The sequence below is a fragment of the Actinopolyspora mzabensis genome (genome assembly GCF_900101095.1).
Classification (GTDB): Bacteria; Actinomycetota; Actinomycetes; order Mycobacteriales; family Pseudonocardiaceae; genus Actinopolyspora; species Actinopolyspora mzabensis.
In genome coordinates, this window is sequence record NZ_FNFM01000002.1 from 350,618 (window position 1) to 366,134 (window position 15,517).

Annotated in this window: 18 protein-coding genes and 1 pseudogene; 14 read left to right on the plus strand and 5 right to left on the minus strand. The window is 69.2% G+C overall.

The features are described 5' to 3' along the window. Window positions 1–7 precede the first annotated feature (7 nt). Entirely contained in the window at window positions 8–973 is a 966-nt protein-coding gene (mshD, locus tag BLR41_RS04210) for a mycothiol synthase (protein ID WP_092626826.1), read from the minus strand. Window positions 974–1,353: 380 nt separating this feature from the next. On the opposite strand from mshD, the pseudogene BLR41_RS04215 reads away from it, so the two are divergent. Continuing rightward, a pseudogene (locus BLR41_RS04215) lies at window positions 1,354–2,595 on the plus strand (APC family permease); the annotation flags it as partial. Here the strand turns inward: BLR41_RS04215 and BLR41_RS04220 are convergent. Then, a complete protein-coding gene (locus BLR41_RS04220; protein WP_245693838.1) occupies window positions 2,494–3,327 on the minus strand; it encodes a winged helix-turn-helix transcriptional regulator in 834 nt (277 codons plus the stop codon). The pseudogene BLR41_RS04215 and the gene BLR41_RS04220 sit on opposite strands and share 102 nt — an antisense overlap. A 371-nt stretch (window positions 3,328–3,698) precedes the next feature. Here BLR41_RS04220 and BLR41_RS04225 point away from each other — a divergent pair, with 371 nt between their 5' ends. From BLR41_RS04225 to BLR41_RS04245, 6 genes are all read left to right on the plus strand, one after another. Beyond that, the gene (locus BLR41_RS04225; protein ID WP_092626587.1) at window positions 3,699–4,505 is read left to right on the plus strand and encodes an LmeA family phospholipid-binding protein; all 807 of its coding nucleotides are present in this window, start codon (window positions 3,699–3,701) and stop codon (window positions 4,503–4,505) included. Beyond that, entirely contained in the window at window positions 4,505–5,047 is a 543-nt protein-coding gene (locus tag BLR41_RS04230; protein ID WP_092626589.1) for a TlpA family protein disulfide reductase, read from the plus strand. Before BLR41_RS04225 ends, BLR41_RS04230 begins: the two co-directional genes overlap by 1 nt. 183 nt (window positions 5,048–5,230) lie before the next feature. Beyond that, window positions 5,231–5,302: a putative leader peptide gene (locus BLR41_RS23940; protein ID WP_408626654.1), complete on the plus strand. Its 72-nt coding sequence runs from the start codon at window positions 5,231–5,233 to the stop codon at window positions 5,300–5,302. 103 nt (window positions 5,303–5,405) lie between these two features. Continuing rightward, on the plus strand, window positions 5,406–5,855 hold the full coding sequence (locus BLR41_RS04235) for a DUF4395 domain-containing protein (protein ID WP_092626590.1): 450 nt from the start codon (window positions 5,406–5,408) through the stop codon (window positions 5,853–5,855). 37 nt (window positions 5,856–5,892) lie between these two features. Then, window positions 5,893–6,738: a sulfurtransferase gene (locus BLR41_RS04240; protein ID WP_092626591.1), complete on the plus strand. Its 846-nt coding sequence runs from the start codon at window positions 5,893–5,895 to the stop codon at window positions 6,736–6,738. After that, window positions 6,735–7,040, plus strand: a complete 306-nt coding sequence (locus BLR41_RS04245; protein WP_092626593.1) for a DUF1416 domain-containing protein — start codon at window positions 6,735–6,737, stop codon at window positions 7,038–7,040. Before BLR41_RS04240 ends, BLR41_RS04245 begins: the two co-directional genes overlap by 4 nt. 54 nt (window positions 7,041–7,094) lie before the next feature. On the opposite strand, the gene BLR41_RS04250 is transcribed toward BLR41_RS04245, so the two are convergent. Next, window positions 7,095–7,844 (minus strand): methyltransferase domain-containing protein, encoded by a 750-nt coding sequence (locus tag BLR41_RS04250; protein WP_092626594.1) that lies wholly within the window; start codon window positions 7,842–7,844, stop codon window positions 7,095–7,097. 82 nt (window positions 7,845–7,926) lie between these two features. Between BLR41_RS04250 and BLR41_RS22725 the strand changes: the two genes are divergently transcribed. Both BLR41_RS22725 and BLR41_RS04255 read left to right on the plus strand, forming a co-directional pair. Next, complete coding sequence (locus tag BLR41_RS22725; RefSeq protein ID WP_176797788.1) at window positions 7,927–8,088, plus strand: hypothetical protein; 162 nt, start codon at window positions 7,927–7,929, stop codon at window positions 8,086–8,088. Between the two features lie 66 nt (window positions 8,089–8,154). Beyond that, complete coding sequence (locus tag BLR41_RS04255; protein WP_176797802.1) at window positions 8,155–8,829, plus strand: heme-binding beta-barrel domain-containing protein; 675 nt, start codon at window positions 8,155–8,157, stop codon at window positions 8,827–8,829. A gap of 109 nt (window positions 8,830–8,938) precedes the next feature. Here BLR41_RS04255 and BLR41_RS04260 read toward each other — a convergent pair whose 3' ends face one another. Beyond that, window positions 8,939–9,787: an aminodeoxychorismate lyase gene (locus BLR41_RS04260; RefSeq protein WP_092626595.1), complete on the minus strand. Its 849-nt coding sequence runs from the start codon at window positions 9,785–9,787 to the stop codon at window positions 8,939–8,941. Between the two features lie 238 nt (window positions 9,788–10,025). On the opposite strand from BLR41_RS04260, the gene BLR41_RS04265 reads away from it, so the two are divergent. From BLR41_RS04265 to BLR41_RS04285, 5 genes are all read left to right on the plus strand, one after another. Further along, window positions 10,026–10,460 (plus strand): Fur family transcriptional regulator, encoded by a 435-nt coding sequence (locus BLR41_RS04265; protein ID WP_342745324.1) that lies wholly within the window; start codon window positions 10,026–10,028, stop codon window positions 10,458–10,460. An 80-nt stretch (window positions 10,461–10,540) separates the two neighbouring features. Then, the gene (gene ygfZ, locus BLR41_RS04270; RefSeq protein WP_176797803.1) at window positions 10,541–11,686 is read left to right on the plus strand and encodes a CAF17-like 4Fe-4S cluster assembly/insertion protein YgfZ; all 1,146 of its coding nucleotides are present in this window, start codon (window positions 10,541–10,543) and stop codon (window positions 11,684–11,686) included. Window positions 11,687–11,948: 262 nt separating this feature from the next. Then, on the plus strand, window positions 11,949–12,734 hold the full coding sequence (locus tag BLR41_RS04275) for a 3-keto-5-aminohexanoate cleavage protein (RefSeq protein ID WP_092626598.1): 786 nt from the start codon (window positions 11,949–11,951) through the stop codon (window positions 12,732–12,734). Between the two features lie 123 nt (window positions 12,735–12,857). After that, a complete protein-coding gene (locus tag BLR41_RS04280; RefSeq protein ID WP_092626600.1) occupies window positions 12,858–13,418 on the plus strand; it encodes an RsiG family protein in 561 nt (186 codons plus the stop codon). Further along, the gene (locus BLR41_RS04285; RefSeq protein ID WP_092626601.1) at window positions 13,415–14,383 is read left to right on the plus strand and encodes an asparaginase; all 969 of its coding nucleotides are present in this window, start codon (window positions 13,415–13,417) and stop codon (window positions 14,381–14,383) included. Before BLR41_RS04280 ends, BLR41_RS04285 begins: the two co-directional genes overlap by 4 nt. A 201-nt stretch (window positions 14,384–14,584) precedes the next feature. On the opposite strand, the gene BLR41_RS04290 is transcribed toward BLR41_RS04285, so the two are convergent. Then, window positions 14,585–15,469 carry a DUF8083 family protein gene (locus BLR41_RS04290; protein WP_092626602.1) on the minus strand — a complete coding sequence of 295 codons (885 nt, stop codon included), beginning with the start codon at window positions 15,467–15,469 and terminating at the stop codon, window positions 14,585–14,587. Window positions 15,470–15,517 lie beyond the last annotated feature (48 nt).

Sequence of the window (15,517 nt, forward strand, 5' to 3'; positions counted from 1 at the left end):
GCGTTGCTCACCGGCCGAACTGTGCGTCGACATCCCAGCGCTCGAAGCCGAGCCGGCGGTAAACGCTGACCGCGGGGCCGTTGTCCGCCTCCACGTAGAGCATCACCCTCGGACATCCGACGTCGCGCAGGTAGCGCAGCCCGGCCAACGTCAGCGCCCTCCCGAGTCCACTACCCTGCGTGTCCGGATCTACTCCGACCACGTAGACCTCACCACTTCCGTCCGGATGAATCTTGGTCCAGTGGAATCCGAGCAGCCGGTCCGCATCGTCCACGGCCAGCAGGAATCCGGCCGGATCGAACCAGTCCAGCCCCTCCTTCTCCCGCAGCTCCGCCTCGGTCATCCCACCCTGCTCGGGGTGCCAGGAGAACGCGAGGTGATTGACCCGGACCAGCTCCGATTCGTCCGCACCGGCCCGGAAACCACGTATCGTCACCCCCTCCGGCAGCACCGGCTCGTCGAGTTCGGCACCGCTCAACTCACGCCCCATCCGCCACAGTTCCCGAACCCGCGCGAGACCGAAGCGATCGGCCAGGCGAACCGCGGCCGCGTGCAGGCCGTGCGACCAGATGCGCAACCGGTACGAGTCCCCTTCCTCGTCGGGTTCGGGGGGTATCTCGGCACGTTCCAGCAACGCCCCCACCAGCTGGGTACCGATCCCTTTCTGCCGGAACCGGGGATCTACCGCGAGTTCGGCCACCAATGGTTCTCCCCGGGACTCGCCCTCGTTGTCCACATGGGCGTAGCCCGCCAGTTCGCCACCGTCGGCACGGATCACGAAGTGTTCCGAACCCGCTACGTCGGCCTGCACCGGCTCGATCTGCTCACTGACCCCGCGGTGGGAGCGCAGCCGCAGGATCACGTGCTCACCGACCGGCGCCACCCCGTCGGCTCGCTCGGCCGCGGTCAGCAGGTCGAAGACCTCGCCGGTCTCGCTCTCGTCAAGTCCGTTTCGCCACGTCAGATGCACCACGCGACCGAGATTACCGATGTTCAACCGGAGTTGGTTGCCCGCGTGAGCCCACTCGAGTACGAAACCCAAGGAAGGCCAGACACGAAACCAGAAGTCGCAGCGAGTGGAACGACGAACGGGCGCGGCACGCCGAACCCCCACCCCCGAGGCGGCGTCGATTTCCCGCGAAATCGCCGCGCCATCTCGACGCAGGCCGAACTCCAACCACCCTCGCCACCAGCACCGCCGCGGGTTCTCCGGTGCGGCTCTCGCGAGGAAGGCCCGACGTCGTGTAGTAACTACCCGATCTCGGGCCTCCCCGCAGCGAGAGCCGTGCCAGAGGTTCCGCGCCACCCACACCGCCACGCAGCCCAAGCCCCGCACGAACGAAAGAAGTGGTCATGCGTTTGCAAGCCCGCCTCGGTACGGCCGACGCGGTGACGATCGGGCTCGGCTCGATGATCGGCGCCGGGCTCTTCGCGGCGTTCGCCCCGGCGGCCTCGCTGGCGGGCTGGAATCTCGTACCGGCTCTACTGCTGGCGGCGTTCGTGGCGTTCTGCAACGCGTCGAGTTCGGCGGCGCTGGCGGCACGCCACCCCGCCGCGGGAGGTACCTACGTCTACGGCCGCGAACGACTCGGTCCGCTCTGGGGCTACCTGGCCGGCTGGGGATTCGTCACCGGTAAGACGGCCTCGTGCGCCGCGATGGCGTTGACGGCGGCGAACTACCTCTCGCCGTCGCACCGCGATGTGGTGGCGGTGGTGTTCGTGCTGCTGCTCGCCGGGACCAACTACGTCGGGATCACCCGCACGGCGCGGCTGGCCCGGGTGCTGTTGCTGATCACGCTGGCCGGGTTGGCGGTGGCGCTCGTCGCCACATGGCTTCCGGACTCGGATCCACCGCTGCTACCCGGCACCGGCGGCGTCCCGGCGGAGACCGGCTCGCGCTGGGGTGGCCTGTGGGGAACGACCGGTGCGGCGGGGCTGCTGTTCTTCGCCTTCGCCGGGTATGCGCGGATAGCCACCCTCGGCGAGGAGGTTCGCGATCCCGAGCGGACCATCCCGCGGGCCATTCCGATCGCGCTGGGCATCGTGGTGCTGCTGTACCTGGTGGTCGGGGTGACGCTGCTCGGCTCGCTGGGCCCGGCAGGGCTGGCCGAGTCCACGGCACCGCTCGCCGAGGCGGTAGAAGCGGGGCCGCTTCCGTGGCTCGCCCCGGCGGCGAGGATCGCGGCGGGCACGGCCGCGCTGGGCGCGCTGCTCGCCCTGCTCGCTGGGGTGGGAAGAACCGCGATGGCGATGGCCCGCGAACGGGACCTGCCCGGGCCGCTGGACCGCGTTCACCCCCGGTTCGGCACCCCGCACCACGCCGAACTCGGAGTGGCCGCCGTGGTGGTGGTGCTGATCGCGGCGGGCGACCTGCGCGCGGTGATCGGCTTCTCCTCGTTCGGCGTGCTGGTCTACTACGCGATCGCCAACGCGGCGGCGTGGACCCTGCCCGGGGAGCAACGGTGGTTCCCCAGGGCACTGCCCGCCGTGGGTCTAGTGGGGTGCGCTGTACTCGCGTTCAGCCTGCCGTGGCAGGCCGTCGTGGCCGGACTCGGCTGCTTCGGCGTCGGACTCCTGTTCCGCGAGCGGCGGAAGCTCCGCTCCCTCCTGCTGCGCGGCCGAATCGGCCCGCCGTGACCCACTCGAATCCCGGTTCGTCCGCGAAGGCCGCACGAACTTGTAGCCCACGCTGCGGACCGTTCCGATCATGGCCTCGTGCTCGGGGCCCAGCTTGGCGCGTAGCCGCCTGATGTGCACGTCCACCGTCCGGGTGCCGCCGAAGAAGTCGTAGCCCCACACCTCCTGCAGCAGCTGTACCCGCGTGAAGACCCTGCCCGCGTGGGTGGCGAGGTGCTTGAGCAGCTCGAACTCCTTGTAGGTCAGTTCGAGGGCCTTGCCCTTGAGCCTGGCCGTGTAGGTCTCGTCCTCGATGACCAGGTCTCCCACGGTCACCGGCCCACCCGCGACGGAGTCGGCCCCACGCTGTGCGGTACGCAGCCTGATTCGCGCGTCGACCTCGGCCGGGCCGGCGGTGGGCAGCAGCACGTCGTCCACGCCCCACTCGGCGTTGACCACCACGAGGCCGCCCTCGTTGACCACGGCGAAGACCGGCACCCCGGCGCCTCCCGAGGAGAGCATCCGGCACAGGTTCCTGGCGTTCGCGAGGTTGTCGCGGGCGTCGACGACGACGAGTTCGTGTCCGCCGGCGGTGACCATGGCGGAGCTGTCCGGAGCGATCACCCGCACCCGATGCGGCAGCAGGGACAGCGCGGGCAGCACGGACTCGCAGTCGGACTCGTTGCTCAACAGCAGCAGATCGGAGCTCATACAATGCCTCCGTGAACCGGCGGGAACGCCGGAAGTGGGCGATGCGGAAAATGCGCCGTAACCGGGCTGCGAGGCTCCGTTGCCTCCGATGACGATGAGAATACCCATAACACGCAGCACAAGCACAAGTAACGCAACACAGCTCACACGACCGAGGCAGCGCGACCGGCCCGAAGGGACCTCGGTTACGAACCACCCGGTGTCCGGGCTCTGCGCGACGAGTGACGGAACGGCCGCGCACGTTGCCCGGACCACCGTGACGGGTGCCACCGCGCGAGCCGTCGCGAAAGGTGACTCGAAGAACTCCTACTAGAGTGAGAAGACCGTGTCTCCCCGCCGCGGATACACCAGACAGAAACGGAAACCTCCCGGTGCGACGTGCTTTCCCGGCCAAGAAGCTCACGATCACGCTGGTCGTGCTGCTCGGTCTGTTCCTGGCGGCAGATTTCGGCGGCGCGGCCATCGCCGAGTACCAGGTGTCCAAGAAACTGGGGAAGAAACTCCAGCTCGGGCGCGACCCCGGGGTCCGGATAACCGGTTTTCCGTTCCTGACCCAGGCGGCGCGAGGGGACTTCCGCGATGTGCGGTTACGCGTACCGGGGGTCGACGTCGGTCCGCTGCGCGATGTCGACGTCCGTGCCCGGCTGCATCACGCGCGGATCTCCACGCTGGGCATGTTGACCGGCAGGAACAACCGGATAGCGGTCGACGAGGTGACCGGGAAGCTCCGAATCGACGAATCCGATCTGGACAAGACCGTACCGGTCGAGGACCTGCGCATCACTCCGGTCGAGACCCCGGCCACCTCGGCAGCCGCGTCCGACGGCGCGGGCACCGATTCCGCGGGGACTGACTCCTCGACGGGGGTGCGGATGCGCGGAAAGGTCGACATCGCGGGAACGAGCAACCAGGTCACCGTCACCGGCACGCTGCGGTTGTCGGACGGCAAGCTGCGGATCGTGCCGAACGAACTGGACCTGGAGAACAGCGCCGTCGGCCGGGTGGACCTGGCGAGAACCTTCGAGAAGATGATCCTGCGGCGGTTCGACACCACGCTCGACCCGGGAGGGCTGCCGTTCGACGTGCGGCCCACGGCCGTCGAGGTGGAGCGCGGCACGCTGGTGGTGGCGGGCAGCGCCGAGGACGTGGTCATCAACGGGAACGGAACCGTTGGCTGATGCCACCGGAGTGGTGGGCGCTGCTGCTCTCGCTGCTCGTGACGCTGGTGCTCGGCTCGGTGCTCCGCGTGCGGGAGGGCCGGATCACCAAGCGGAATAACCGCCGCGCCGAAGGAGTTTCCCTGGCAGTGTTCGATCAGCTTCCCGCGGAGATCGCCGAGGTGCTGCGCCGCGAGGTCACCGGCACCGGCGGCAGGATGACCGGAGACAGGGTGACCGGAACCGGGCGCACGGCCGGTCCGGTGGACAGCTCAGCCGCACGAGACGGCACGCCCGAGATCATCCTGCTGCAACTGTCCACCACGTTCTGCGCCCCGTGCAGACACGCCCGCATCCTGCTGTCGACGATGACCGAACGAACCACGGGGCTGCGCCACGTGGAGGTCGATCTGACGCACCGTCCGGAGTGGTCGGCACCGTTGGGGGTGCACACCACACCCACCACGCTCGCGCTGGACGCCGACGGGCGGGAACTGTTCCGGGTGTCCGGGGTGCCGCGCCGGGAGGGGCTCACCGAGGCGCTGCGCCCGCACCTTCCCTGAGCGAAGTTTTCCGCTCGGGTCGTCGGGTCGCTGGCTCGGGGGAGCCTCTCGCACGGCCCTCGCCGCGGGGAGTCCCGACATCGGGTAGTCAGATGAGCGACACGACAATCCGGTCCGGATACATCCATCCCAACAGGTGAACAATCTTTCCGCTCGCCGGTCGGGACGGGTAACCTCCGAAGTGTGCATGTACTGCTGACCTCCAGGCGCGCGGTGGATCTGTGCCGCGTCGGAAGCAGCCTGTGTCGCGGGTGACGACCAGGGCGGCGGCACCGAATGCGATCGGTTCTCACATCGACGCGGCGGCGTTACCCGGCCCGGCGGATTCGGCACCCTCTTCCACCAGCCAGGAGACACCATGCCCAGTGATGACCGCCTCGATCCACGCGGTGTCCGTTTCACGGCATGGATCACCAGCGGCATCCTCGTCCTGGGGCTGCTGACCGGGAGCTGGCGAATTCTGGCCGCACAGACCGCGCTGTTCGCGCTGTGTGCGTTCGTGGGGCTACGCCTCAATCCGTGGGGGCACCTCTACCGGCACACGGTGCGCCCTCGCTTGCCCGAGGATGACGAGCGGTCGTACGAGGCCCCCGAACCGGTTCGTTTCGCCCAGGGAATCGGATTCGCCTGCACCCTGATGGCAACCGTCGGATACGCCGGAGGGTGGATCCTCTTGGGGGTGACGGCGAACGCGCTGGCACTGGTCGCCGCGCTGCTCAACGCCGCCTTCGGTTTCTGCCTCGGTTGCCGGTTGTATCCGTTGATCCGGAGGTTGGTTCCCGCGGGACTAACCTCCGAAATCCGCTGAGAATTCACTTCGCCGATACGAGCAAAGGAGTCGCTCGATGAGTCGTGAACAGGTCCTGGTAACCACCGACTGGGCCGAACAGAACCTGGACGCCGACGGGGTCGTGTTCGCCGAGGTGGACGAGGACACCACAGCCTACGACGGTGGACACATCCGCGGCGCGGTCAAACTGGACTGGCGCAACGAACTGCAGGACCACGTGCGGCGTGACTTCGTGGGCCGGGAGGACTTCGGCAAGCTCCTCTCCGCCAAGGGGATCTCGAACGACGACACGGTGGTTCTCTACGGCGGCAACAACAACTGGTTCGCCGCCTACGCCTACTGGTACTTCAAGCTCTACGGGCACCGCGACGTGCGACTGCTCGACGGCGGCCGCAAGAAGTGGGAGTTGGACGGCCGAGAGCTGACCAAGGAGGTCCCGGCGCGCTCGGCCACCAACTACGTCGCGGCGGAGCCGGACAACTCGATCCGTGCGTTCCGCGAGGAGGTCGTGGACGCGATCGGCGAGCGCAATCTGGTCGACGTGCGCTCGCCCGACGAGTTCTCCGGGAAACTGCTCGCACCCGCGCACCTGCCGCAGGAGTCCGCGCAGCGCGCCGGCCACATCCCCTCGGCGATCAACGTGCCCTGGAGCCGCGCCGCCAACGAGGACGGCACCTTCAAGTCGGACGACGAGCTGCGCAAGGTCTACAACGAGGCCGGGCTCGACGAGTCCAGGAACACGATCGCCTACTGCAGGATCGGCGAGCGTTCCTCGCACACCTGGTTCGTGCTGCACGAACTGCTGGGGCACCAGCACGTGAAGAACTACGACGGTTCCTGGACCGAGTACGGCTCGCTGGTCGGTGTGCCGATCGAGAACCCGAGTGAGCAGGAGGCGTGATCGTGAGCAGTGGATGCGGAGCACCGGACCAGTCGGCCGCGGGGGCGGACACCGGTGACCAGACCGTGGTGGCGGGCAAGGTGCGTTCCGGAGGTCAGCCGGTGGGCGGTGCCTTCGTCCGGCTGTTGAATCCGGCGGGGGAGTTCACCGCCGAGGTCGTCTCCGCCGAGAGCGGTGACTTCCGGTTCTACGCGACCGAGGGAACCTGGACCGTGCGTGCGCTGCACCGCGACGGCAGCGGCGAGTCCGAGGTCGCCGCGAACGGGCCGGGCCTGCACGAGGTGGAGATCGCCGTGGCGTGATGCCGGTGGGTGGTGTCGACGCGGGAAGCGCCGACACCACCCCCGAGCGTGATCTCACTCCCCGACGTTGCGGGAGCGCAGCAGGGCGAACGCCCGCTCGTCGCGGTCCTGCGCCGCCGGATCGGAGTCCGTGGTTCGTCCGACGGTGGTGAACTCGAGCACCTCCCACCCCGTGCGGTCGAACAACCTGCGCAGCCCCGCCTCCGAGAAGATCCAGAAATTCGTGGCGTCGTCGTTCGCCTCGGTGGGGTGAAGCAGATAGGCCACCGGTTGTTCGGCGAACCGGGTCCCGTGGTCGGGGCTCAGCTGTGCGATCCGGGTAGAGACGAAGCAGAGCTCGCTGTGCCGGGACAGCGTCTCCAACACGTAGAACGGGTTCTTCAGGTGGTACAGCAGCCCGAGGAACAACACGGCGCGGTAGTGCTCGGCGGGTAGTCGGAACTGGCTGTCCAGATCCACGTCGTGGATGCCCGCCTCGGAGCCCAGCCGTTCGGCCAGCAGCCGCGCGCCCCGCAGTCCGTTGTAGTTGGGGGCCGAGGTGTCGACCACGTCGAGCCCGCATCCCAGCTGGGACTCCAGGAAGAAACCCAGGTCGCCGTCGGCGGCGCCGATATCGGCGATCCGTTGCCCCGCCAACCGGTCGAACACGGTCCGGTTGTCCCCGGACAACAACCCGTCCAGGTGGAGCATGTTGGCGAGGGTGTCGAAGGGATACCAGGGGAACTCCGGATCGATCTCGGACTTGCGTCCGAGCAACCACTCCCGGTAGTTCATCGCCTTGTCCCGCAGCGTCGCGAACTCCATGTGATCCCCGTCTCCTCGGCGCCGGCCCCAGACCCGCTGAGCACCGAAACGCGGTTGAGCAACCCTCTGGTCCGAGCAGATCATGCCTGAGACCACATCCCACGCGAGCCGGGTGGTGGTTATGCTTAGAGCCGTGACACTCATCGACTTCGTGCACTACGGCCTGGTCACTCTGGTGGGGATCGCCGCCCTGGCGACGGTCTGGTTCGCCTTCTACGTGGTGTATCGCCTGCACAGCGACTGATCCGCCCACCACTGGACGGGGGAGCGGCGACGAGCGCGGCGAGCCTTCGAGGTAACCTCGGAGGCGATGTCTGCCACGCCCAACCAGCCGTCCGAACAGTCCGGCCCGTCCAACGGTCAACCGCAGCCCGGCAGCGGTGACGCTGCGGTGCGCGCCCAGGCCGAGCGCGCGGAGAAGACCCGCGGGCGCAACATTCCCGAGTTCGACGACCTGCCGGGAATCGGGGACACCGCGAACCTGCGCATGGGCCCGGAACTCGACGGCGCCTGCCTGGGTCTGCTGCCGCTGGTCGGTGTCTGGCGGGGCGAGGGCGAGGCCAACCACCCCACGCTGGACGAGAAGTACCGCTTCCTGCAGCAGGTGACCTTCGCCCACGACGGCAGGCCCTTCCTGTACTACGAGAGCCGGGCCTGGAAGCTGGACGGTGAGGGCGGCGAGATCGTGGAGCCCGCTTTCCGCGAGTTGGGCTGGTGGCGGCCGCAGCCCGACGACAGCATCGAGTTGCTGCTGGTGCACTCCTCGGGCATCGCGGAGATGTTCTTCGGCAACCCCCTCAACCAGACCAGCTGGCAGCTGTCCACCGACGCGGTGCTGCGCACCCCCACTTCGGAGGACGTGACCGCCGCGACCAGGCTGTACGGCGTGGTGGACGGCTCGCTGGCCTACGTCGAGGAACGCGCCACCTCGGAGCACGAGCTGCAGCCCCGCCTCTCCGCCAAGCTGGAACGCGTGGTCGGCTGAGCGCCGTAGTGCCCCCGAGGCGGGAGGCATCGGGTTTTCCGCTGTCCTCGCCGGTGATCGTGGCGAGTTCACGGGAAAACGACACCGCCCGCGCCGAACTCCCGGTACGTCAGTACTGCGACTCGTAGAGCTTGCAGATCCGCTCGTTCAGCCCCGGGTCGGTGGCCACGGGTGTGCCGTCCACGGTGTGCACCTGGGTGATCTTGCGGATGCTCGACGCCAGCCAGACACCGTCGGCCCGCCACAACCGCTCGGCGGTGATCGGTTCCACGGCGGTCGACCAACCGGCCTCCTCGGCGGCCCGGAACAGTGCGCCCTGGGTGGTGCCCCGCAGGATGCCGGAGCTCGGCGGTGGGGTGGCCAGCCTGCCCCCCTCGGCCAGCACCACGTTGGAGGTGGGTCCCTCCAGCAGCGAACCGTCGGTCGCCGTGAACACGACCTCGTCGGCGCCGCGTCGTTCCGCCTCGCGCAGGGCGGCCATGTTGACCGCGTAGGACAGCGTCTTCGCGGAGAGCAGCAGCCAGGGCGCGCGCTCCATCATCCCGGGGTCGATGCCGCGTTCCAGGGTGACCACGGAGATGCCCTCGGCACGCTTGCGCATCAGCTCCGCCGACAGCGACTGCCCCGAGACGAACGCGGTGGGGGTGCCGTCCCCGCCGTCCAGGCCCCTGGTGCACACGAGTTTGATCGCGCTCTCCGGCTCGCTGCCCCACGGCCACTCCGCGAGGACCGACCGCACGGCGCGATACCAGTGCTCCCGCTCCGGAAGCCCGAGTTCCATCAGCCGGGCGGAGCGCTCCAACCGGTCCAGGTGGGCCTCGATCTCCCGCGGATCACCGTCGACCGCCAGGATCGTCTCGAAGATCCCGTCGCCGCGCTGCACCCCGAGGTCGTCGGAACGCAGCAGCGGGACCTCGGGATCGGCCAGGGTGCCGTCCAGCAGAGCCAGAATGCGCATACTCGCAGCCTAGAACCTACACACCCGGGTGCCCGAGCGGGCCGCGCCGGCTCACCCGGTCGTACGATCGAAAGCGAGAGTCGGCCGAAGCGCTGGAGAACGTGCGCGGACCGTTACCCGCGGGAGAGCTCAGATGAGGCAGGACGACGAACGGGGCACGAGCACTACATCTTCGCGTGTGGGTCCGACGCGGAGTGCCACGAAGCCCGCGCTGCGCAGCACGCTGCACCGGCGGGGAATGCGCATGACCCCGCAACGCCAGCTGGTGCTGGACGCCGTCAGGGAGCTGGCACACGCGACCCCGGAACAGGTGTGCAGACACGTACAGCGCACGACACCGACGGTCAACATCACCACCGTCTACCGTGCGCTCGACCTGCTGGAGCAGCTCGGGCTGGTGCGGCACACCCACCTGGGGCACGGGGCTCCCACCTACTCCGTGGAGGAGCACGAACACGTGCACCTGGTCTGCCACCGCTGCGGCGGGATCGACGAGGTCCCCTGCGAGTGGTTCGAGGAGCTCGGCGGACTGCTGCGCAGCGAACGCGGCTTCGAGCTGGACGCCACCCATCTCGCACTGTCCGGGACCTGCGCCTCCTGCCTGGCTGAAGAGGCGGATCAGGACGGGAATATCCAAGCTCCACACGGAGCTGACCCTGGCGAAGGCGACTGAGTCGCCGCGCGAACACCGAACAGCACCCGACCGGACGGCCCCGCGACCGAACCGCCGGGGTTCCCGCCGATGGGAGAAGGATGAACTCACCGCTGCTCGAACTTCCCGGTGCGGTGCCCGCACCCGAGGACTCCCCCGATTTCGGGGTGCCGTGGCACTTCGGTGACCCGTTCGGGGAACAGCGCGCGGCCGCTCGTGGCGCCGCGGTCGTGGATCGTTCGCACCGGCAGGTGATCGCGGTACCGGGCGGGGAGCGCCTGAGCTGGCTGCACCTGGTGCTGTCCCAGCACCTCACCGAACTGGCGGAGAACCGGGGTACCGAGGCTCTGGTGCTGGACAGCCAGGGGCGGGTGGACAGCCACACGATGGTGGCCCACCACGACGAGGTCGTCTACCTGGACTGCGAGGCGGGTTCCAGGGCGACCAGCGCGCTGCCCACCATGGGCACCGACGGCACCCAGTCGCTGCCGGAGTACCTGGAGGCGATGCGCTTCTGGTCCGACGTCCAGCCGCGCGAGGCCACCGAGGAGTTCGCCGTGTTCACCGTGATCGGGCCACGGGCGGGCGAGGTGCTCGAGGCGTCCGGCGTGTCGGTGCCCAGCGAGCCCTACGGGGTGAGCGGGCTGCCCGGCGGTGGCCTGGTGCGCCACGTGCCGTTCCGGCAGATCTTCACCGCGGACCTGCTGGTACCGCGGGATTCGATGGTCGACTGGTGGATGCGGCTGACCGAGAACGGCGCGCGCAGAGCGGGCAGCATGACATACGAGGCGCTGCGCGTGGAGGCACTGCGCCCCCGGGTGGGCCTGGACACCGACGACCGCGCCATCCCGCACGAGTTGGGCTGGATCCACACCGCCGCTCACGTGGCCAAGGGCTGCTACCGCGGCCAGGAGACCGTGGCCAAGGTGCACAACGTGGGCAAGCCGCCGCGCAGAATGCTGCTGCTGCACCTGGACGGTTCGGTGGAGATACGTCCCGAGACCGGTGATCCGGTGCTGCGCGGCGAGCGCACCGTGGGGCGGGTGGGCAGCGTGGTGCTGCACCACGAGCTCGGACCGGTGGCGCTGGCGCTGTTGAAGCGCTCGGCCCCCGTCGACGAGGAGCTGCTGGCAGGCGATGCCGAGCAGGAACGTCAGGTGGCCGCCGCGGTGGACCCGGACTCGGTGCCACCGGACACCGGGGAGCCGCCGGGCAGGATCGCCGCCCAGCGGGTCCGGGGCCACTGACCGGGTGAGGCGTCCCCGCCCTTCGGTGGCTCGGCGGCCCATGCTTCGCGAGCACTCCGGACGACGGGTTCCCCACCAACCGCGCTCCCCTTGACCGCGCTCCTGCTGGCGTCGGCCCTGCTGACGTCGGCCCTGCTGGCGTCGGCCGGGAGAGCCCTCCGGTGCGGCCACCGTGCGCGAACCGTCGAGTCGTGTCGGTGAAATCCCGGAACGGTGCTCGCCACGGGGTCACCGCGAGACGGAGCTGTGCCAAGATCGAAGCATGACAGCGCCGGCAACCGATCCAGCCAGCTCCCGGGCGCGTCCGGGAACGATCATCACGGTCGCGGTCACTGGAGCCCACGCGAAAGCCGATGTCCCCGCGCTGCCGGTGGGCAGCGAGGAGGTCGCCGCGGCCGCGGCTTCCTGCGCGAGGGTGGGTGCCTCCGTCATCGACCTGGAACCCCGACACGACACCTCGGTTCCGGACGTGGTGGCCGCTGTGCACAACCGGACGGACCTGGTGGTTCGGGTGGCCGCCTACGCCCGGTCGGAAACCCTGAGCACCCTGCTGGACTCCGGAGCCGAAGTGCTGACCTGTCCGGTGGACGCGCCGGAGGACTTCGTCGCCGCCCTGCGGGAGGGGGCGCGCACCCGCGGGATCGCGGTGCACCACGAGGTGCGGACACTCGAACAGCTGGAGACGCTGCGAGCGCGCTGCGCGGCGGAGACCGGGCCGGTGCACGCGGTTCTGGTCTTCGGTTCGGCTACCGACTCCGGTATGCACGGCGACCCGGAGACGTTGAGCAGAGCCGTGGCACGGCTCCCGGAAGGGGCCGGCTACACGGTCACCGGACTGGACGACACGGCGGTGCCGATGCTGCTGGCCACGTTGGCGACGAACGGGCACGTCCGGGTGGGGATGGCGGACACACTGGAGTACTCGCCGGGAGAACCGGTGCGGGACAACGCACAACTGGTGGCACGTGCGGCCGGTGTGGCGAAAATAGCGCAGCGATTGCCACTAGCGGTATCCCACGTTCGTGGACTGTTCGGCCTGTCCGGGTGATTCGACCGGGCGGCACACCTCCGATCGGCCCAAGTGGTGGATCGCCTCCCCTAGGATGTGGGTAATCGAGCGCCGAAATGCCGGCTCCGGTGAAGTCAGCGCCTGGATGCAGAGGATTTAGCCGTGATCGAAGTGCGCCCCGGAGGCCGCCGACGCATCGACCGGGTTCTGGACCCGGACTTCGCGGGCGGTCTGGAACAACGTGATCTCGATGAAGTGCGCTCGTTGCGGGACGAAGCCGCACAGGAGGAGACCGACCTGTCCTATCTGCGCCGGATGCTGCACGCGCGGATCGACATCGTGCGTGCGGAACAGCGCAGACGCGCCGAGAACGGTTCCGCCACGGTGGTGGAGGAACTGGTCGGCATCCTTTCGGACAACGCCGTCGGACCGGCCACCGGTTCGGGGCGTTACCAGACCGTGGAGCCCTCACGGGTCGAGGCACACCGCAGGCACGTGGAGGCGCTGATCTCGGATGTGGACCTGTCCGACGTGATGTCGTTGTCGGCCGCGAAACTCGACGTCGCGCTGCGGGCCTTCGAGTCGGAGGAGGAGTCCGTCTCCACCAGGCGCAAGCAGGTGCAGGCGGTGGTGGACGCCCTCAACGACGAGATCGCCCGGCGGTACCGCGAGGGCGTCGCCTCGGTGGACGATTTACTGGCCGCGGAAAGGGACGGGCATTGAACGAGCAGGTCGAGCAGACTCCGCTGGTGGAGCTGGTTCGTGGTGAGATCCGGGAAGGGCTGCACCACGGATCCGTGGTCGTGCTGGCGCCGGACGGGCGGGTGGCGCGCTTCGCGGGTGAGGTCAACCGCCCGATGTACCCGCGTTCGGCGAACAAACCGGCGCAGGCCGTGGGAATGCTGCGGGCCGGGCTGCGGCTGGACGAGGAGGCCGACCTCGCCATGGCAGCGGCATCCCACAACGGGGAGCCGGAACACGTGTTGCGCACCAGGGAGGTGCTGCACCGCCACGACCTGACCGAGGACGCACTGCGCTGCCCCACCGACTGGCCGCTGCGCGAGGACGAGCGGGACCGGCGTGCTTCCGAGGGGTTCGGCAAGCAGCGCATCACCATGAACTGCTCGGGCAAGCACGCCGCGATGCTGGCCACCTGCACCCAACGGGGGTGGGCCACCGAAGACTACCTGGATCCCAAGCATCCGCTGCAGATCGAACTGCACGGGGCCGTGGCCGAGTTGGCGGGCGAACCGATCGACTCGGTCTCGGTGGACGGCTGCGGGGCTCCGTTGTTCGCGCTCTCGCTGACCGGGCTCGCCCGTACGTTCCGGAGCATGGTCACCGCGACCACCGGGACGACCGAACGGCGGGTGGCCGACGCCATGCGGGCGCACCCGTGGTTCGTGGCGGGCACCGAGCGCGAGGACACGCTGTTGATGCGTGCCGTCCCGGGCCTGTTGAGCAAGTCGGGGGTCGAGGGGGTGCTGGCGTTGGCACTGCCCGACGGGCACGCGATCGCCCTGAAGATCGCCGACGGCTCGGCGCGGGCCAGGCTGCCGGTGGCGGTGGCCGCGCTGCGCGCGGTGGGGGTCGACAACGAGAGCCTGACGGAACTGGCGGAGAGCAGCGTGCTGGGCGGAGGTCGCCGGATGGGTACCGTCCGCGCGCTCAAGGGCCTGTTCGACTGAGTCCGAGCCGCGCTGCCCCCTCCGGACGAACACGGGCCGGAGGAGCCCGGACCGGACGAGGGACCCGGCGAGCGGAGCCGGGGCGGCCGGCGGCAGGACGGACAGCGGCAGGACGGACAGGTTCAGGGCGGTCACCGAGACGGCGGAGGCCGCCCACCCCGTTGATCGAGCGCCCAGGTCGAGGCGGTGGGAAGGCTCGGATCAGTTGTAGCGTTCGTGCGCGGCCAGCTCGGCCCAGAACTCGCGCAACGCCTCGTAGCGTTCCCCGACCTCGGTGGTGTGACCGAGTTCCATGGCGTCGACGATCGCGTGCACGTCCTCGGCCGAGGAGTCCGCTTCCAGGTCCTCGTCGGACATCATCTGCACCAGACCGCCGTAGTCCAGTTCCACGGCCGCGTGGGGGTGGAACCGTTCCAACCAGCGCCCGGTCTCCCGCAGGATCTTCGGTGGCCCCTCGTCACCGAGGGTGTTCCTCGTGACGGTGTGCGCCCGGGAGACCCGCCTGCGGGCGTCGGCCATCGAGGTCAGCCAGTAGAGCCGCCTGATCCGCCCGTACTCGTCGTGGCGCACGGTGCGCTGTTCCGGATCCACCACCGCGAACCACGGCAGCGGGATGGTCCAGGTCGAGGAGATCACGTGGACGGCGCTGTCGGAGAGTTCCTGCACCACGGCGGAGGCCTTGGACTTGGCGGTGTCCTCGGGCACGTGCAGAGCGGCTGTTCGCAGCGGGGGTTCCGCCGCGCCGATGAAACCGACCAGCGCGGCGGCGGCGCGACCGCGCAGGTCCAGTGGGCAGACGAGCGGCCCCGGCCCCACCGCGGAGGCATCCCCCGTGGGAACCTCCTCGGTGTCGAGGGCCAGCACCTCGTCCGGCCCCTGGGCGGTACCGTCGACCGCTTCACCGGGAAGCAGGCGCGGACGGATGGACAGTTGGGTACGCAGCCACCTGTGCTGTTCCCGAGATCCCACTCCGACCGGATCCACAGCACCCTGATCCAGCGCTTCGGAGAGCTGTTCACGTCGGGGCGACTCGAATGACGACAGGGGCTCGTACACCCTCAGGTAGGCGACGAACGGCTCCGGCACAGCGTGTATGTTGCCATGTCGTCGGAACCGGATCGGCAGTGCCCGTCC

What these genes read in the sequence shown, in the direction of transcription:
- BLR41_RS04220 (WP_245693838.1), bottom strand. Translation starts at nt 3,327, where the DNA reads ATGAGCTCCGATCTGCTGCTGTTGAGCAACGAGTCCGACTGCGAGTCC.
- BLR41_RS04230 (WP_092626589.1), top strand. Translation starts at nt 4,505, where the DNA reads ATGCCACCGGAGTGGTGGGCGCTGCTGCTCTCGCTGCTCGTGACGCTG.
- BLR41_RS04235 (WP_092626590.1), top strand. Translation starts at nt 5,406, where the DNA reads ATGCCCAGTGATGACCGCCTCGATCCACGCGGTGTCCGTTTCACGGCA.
- BLR41_RS04240 (WP_092626591.1), top strand. Translation starts at nt 5,893, where the DNA reads ATGAGTCGTGAACAGGTCCTGGTAACCACCGACTGGGCCGAACAGAAC.
- BLR41_RS04250 (WP_092626594.1), bottom strand. Translation starts at nt 7,844, where the DNA reads ATGGAGTTCGCGACGCTGCGGGACAAGGCGATGAACTACCGGGAGTGG.
- BLR41_RS22725 (WP_176797788.1), top strand. Translation starts at nt 7,927, where the DNA reads ATGCCTGAGACCACATCCCACGCGAGCCGGGTGGTGGTTATGCTTAGA.
- BLR41_RS04255 (WP_176797802.1), top strand. Translation starts at nt 8,155, where the DNA reads ATGTCTGCCACGCCCAACCAGCCGTCCGAACAGTCCGGCCCGTCCAAC.
- BLR41_RS04260 (WP_092626595.1), bottom strand. Translation starts at nt 9,787, where the DNA reads ATGCGCATTCTGGCTCTGCTGGACGGCACCCTGGCCGATCCCGAGGTC.
- BLR41_RS04265 (WP_342745324.1), top strand. Translation starts at nt 10,026, where the DNA reads ATGCGCATGACCCCGCAACGCCAGCTGGTGCTGGACGCCGTCAGGGAG.
- ygfZ (WP_176797803.1), top strand. Translation starts at nt 10,541, where the DNA reads ATGAACTCACCGCTGCTCGAACTTCCCGGTGCGGTGCCCGCACCCGAG.
- BLR41_RS04275 (WP_092626598.1), top strand. Translation starts at nt 11,949, where the DNA reads ATGACAGCGCCGGCAACCGATCCAGCCAGCTCCCGGGCGCGTCCGGGA.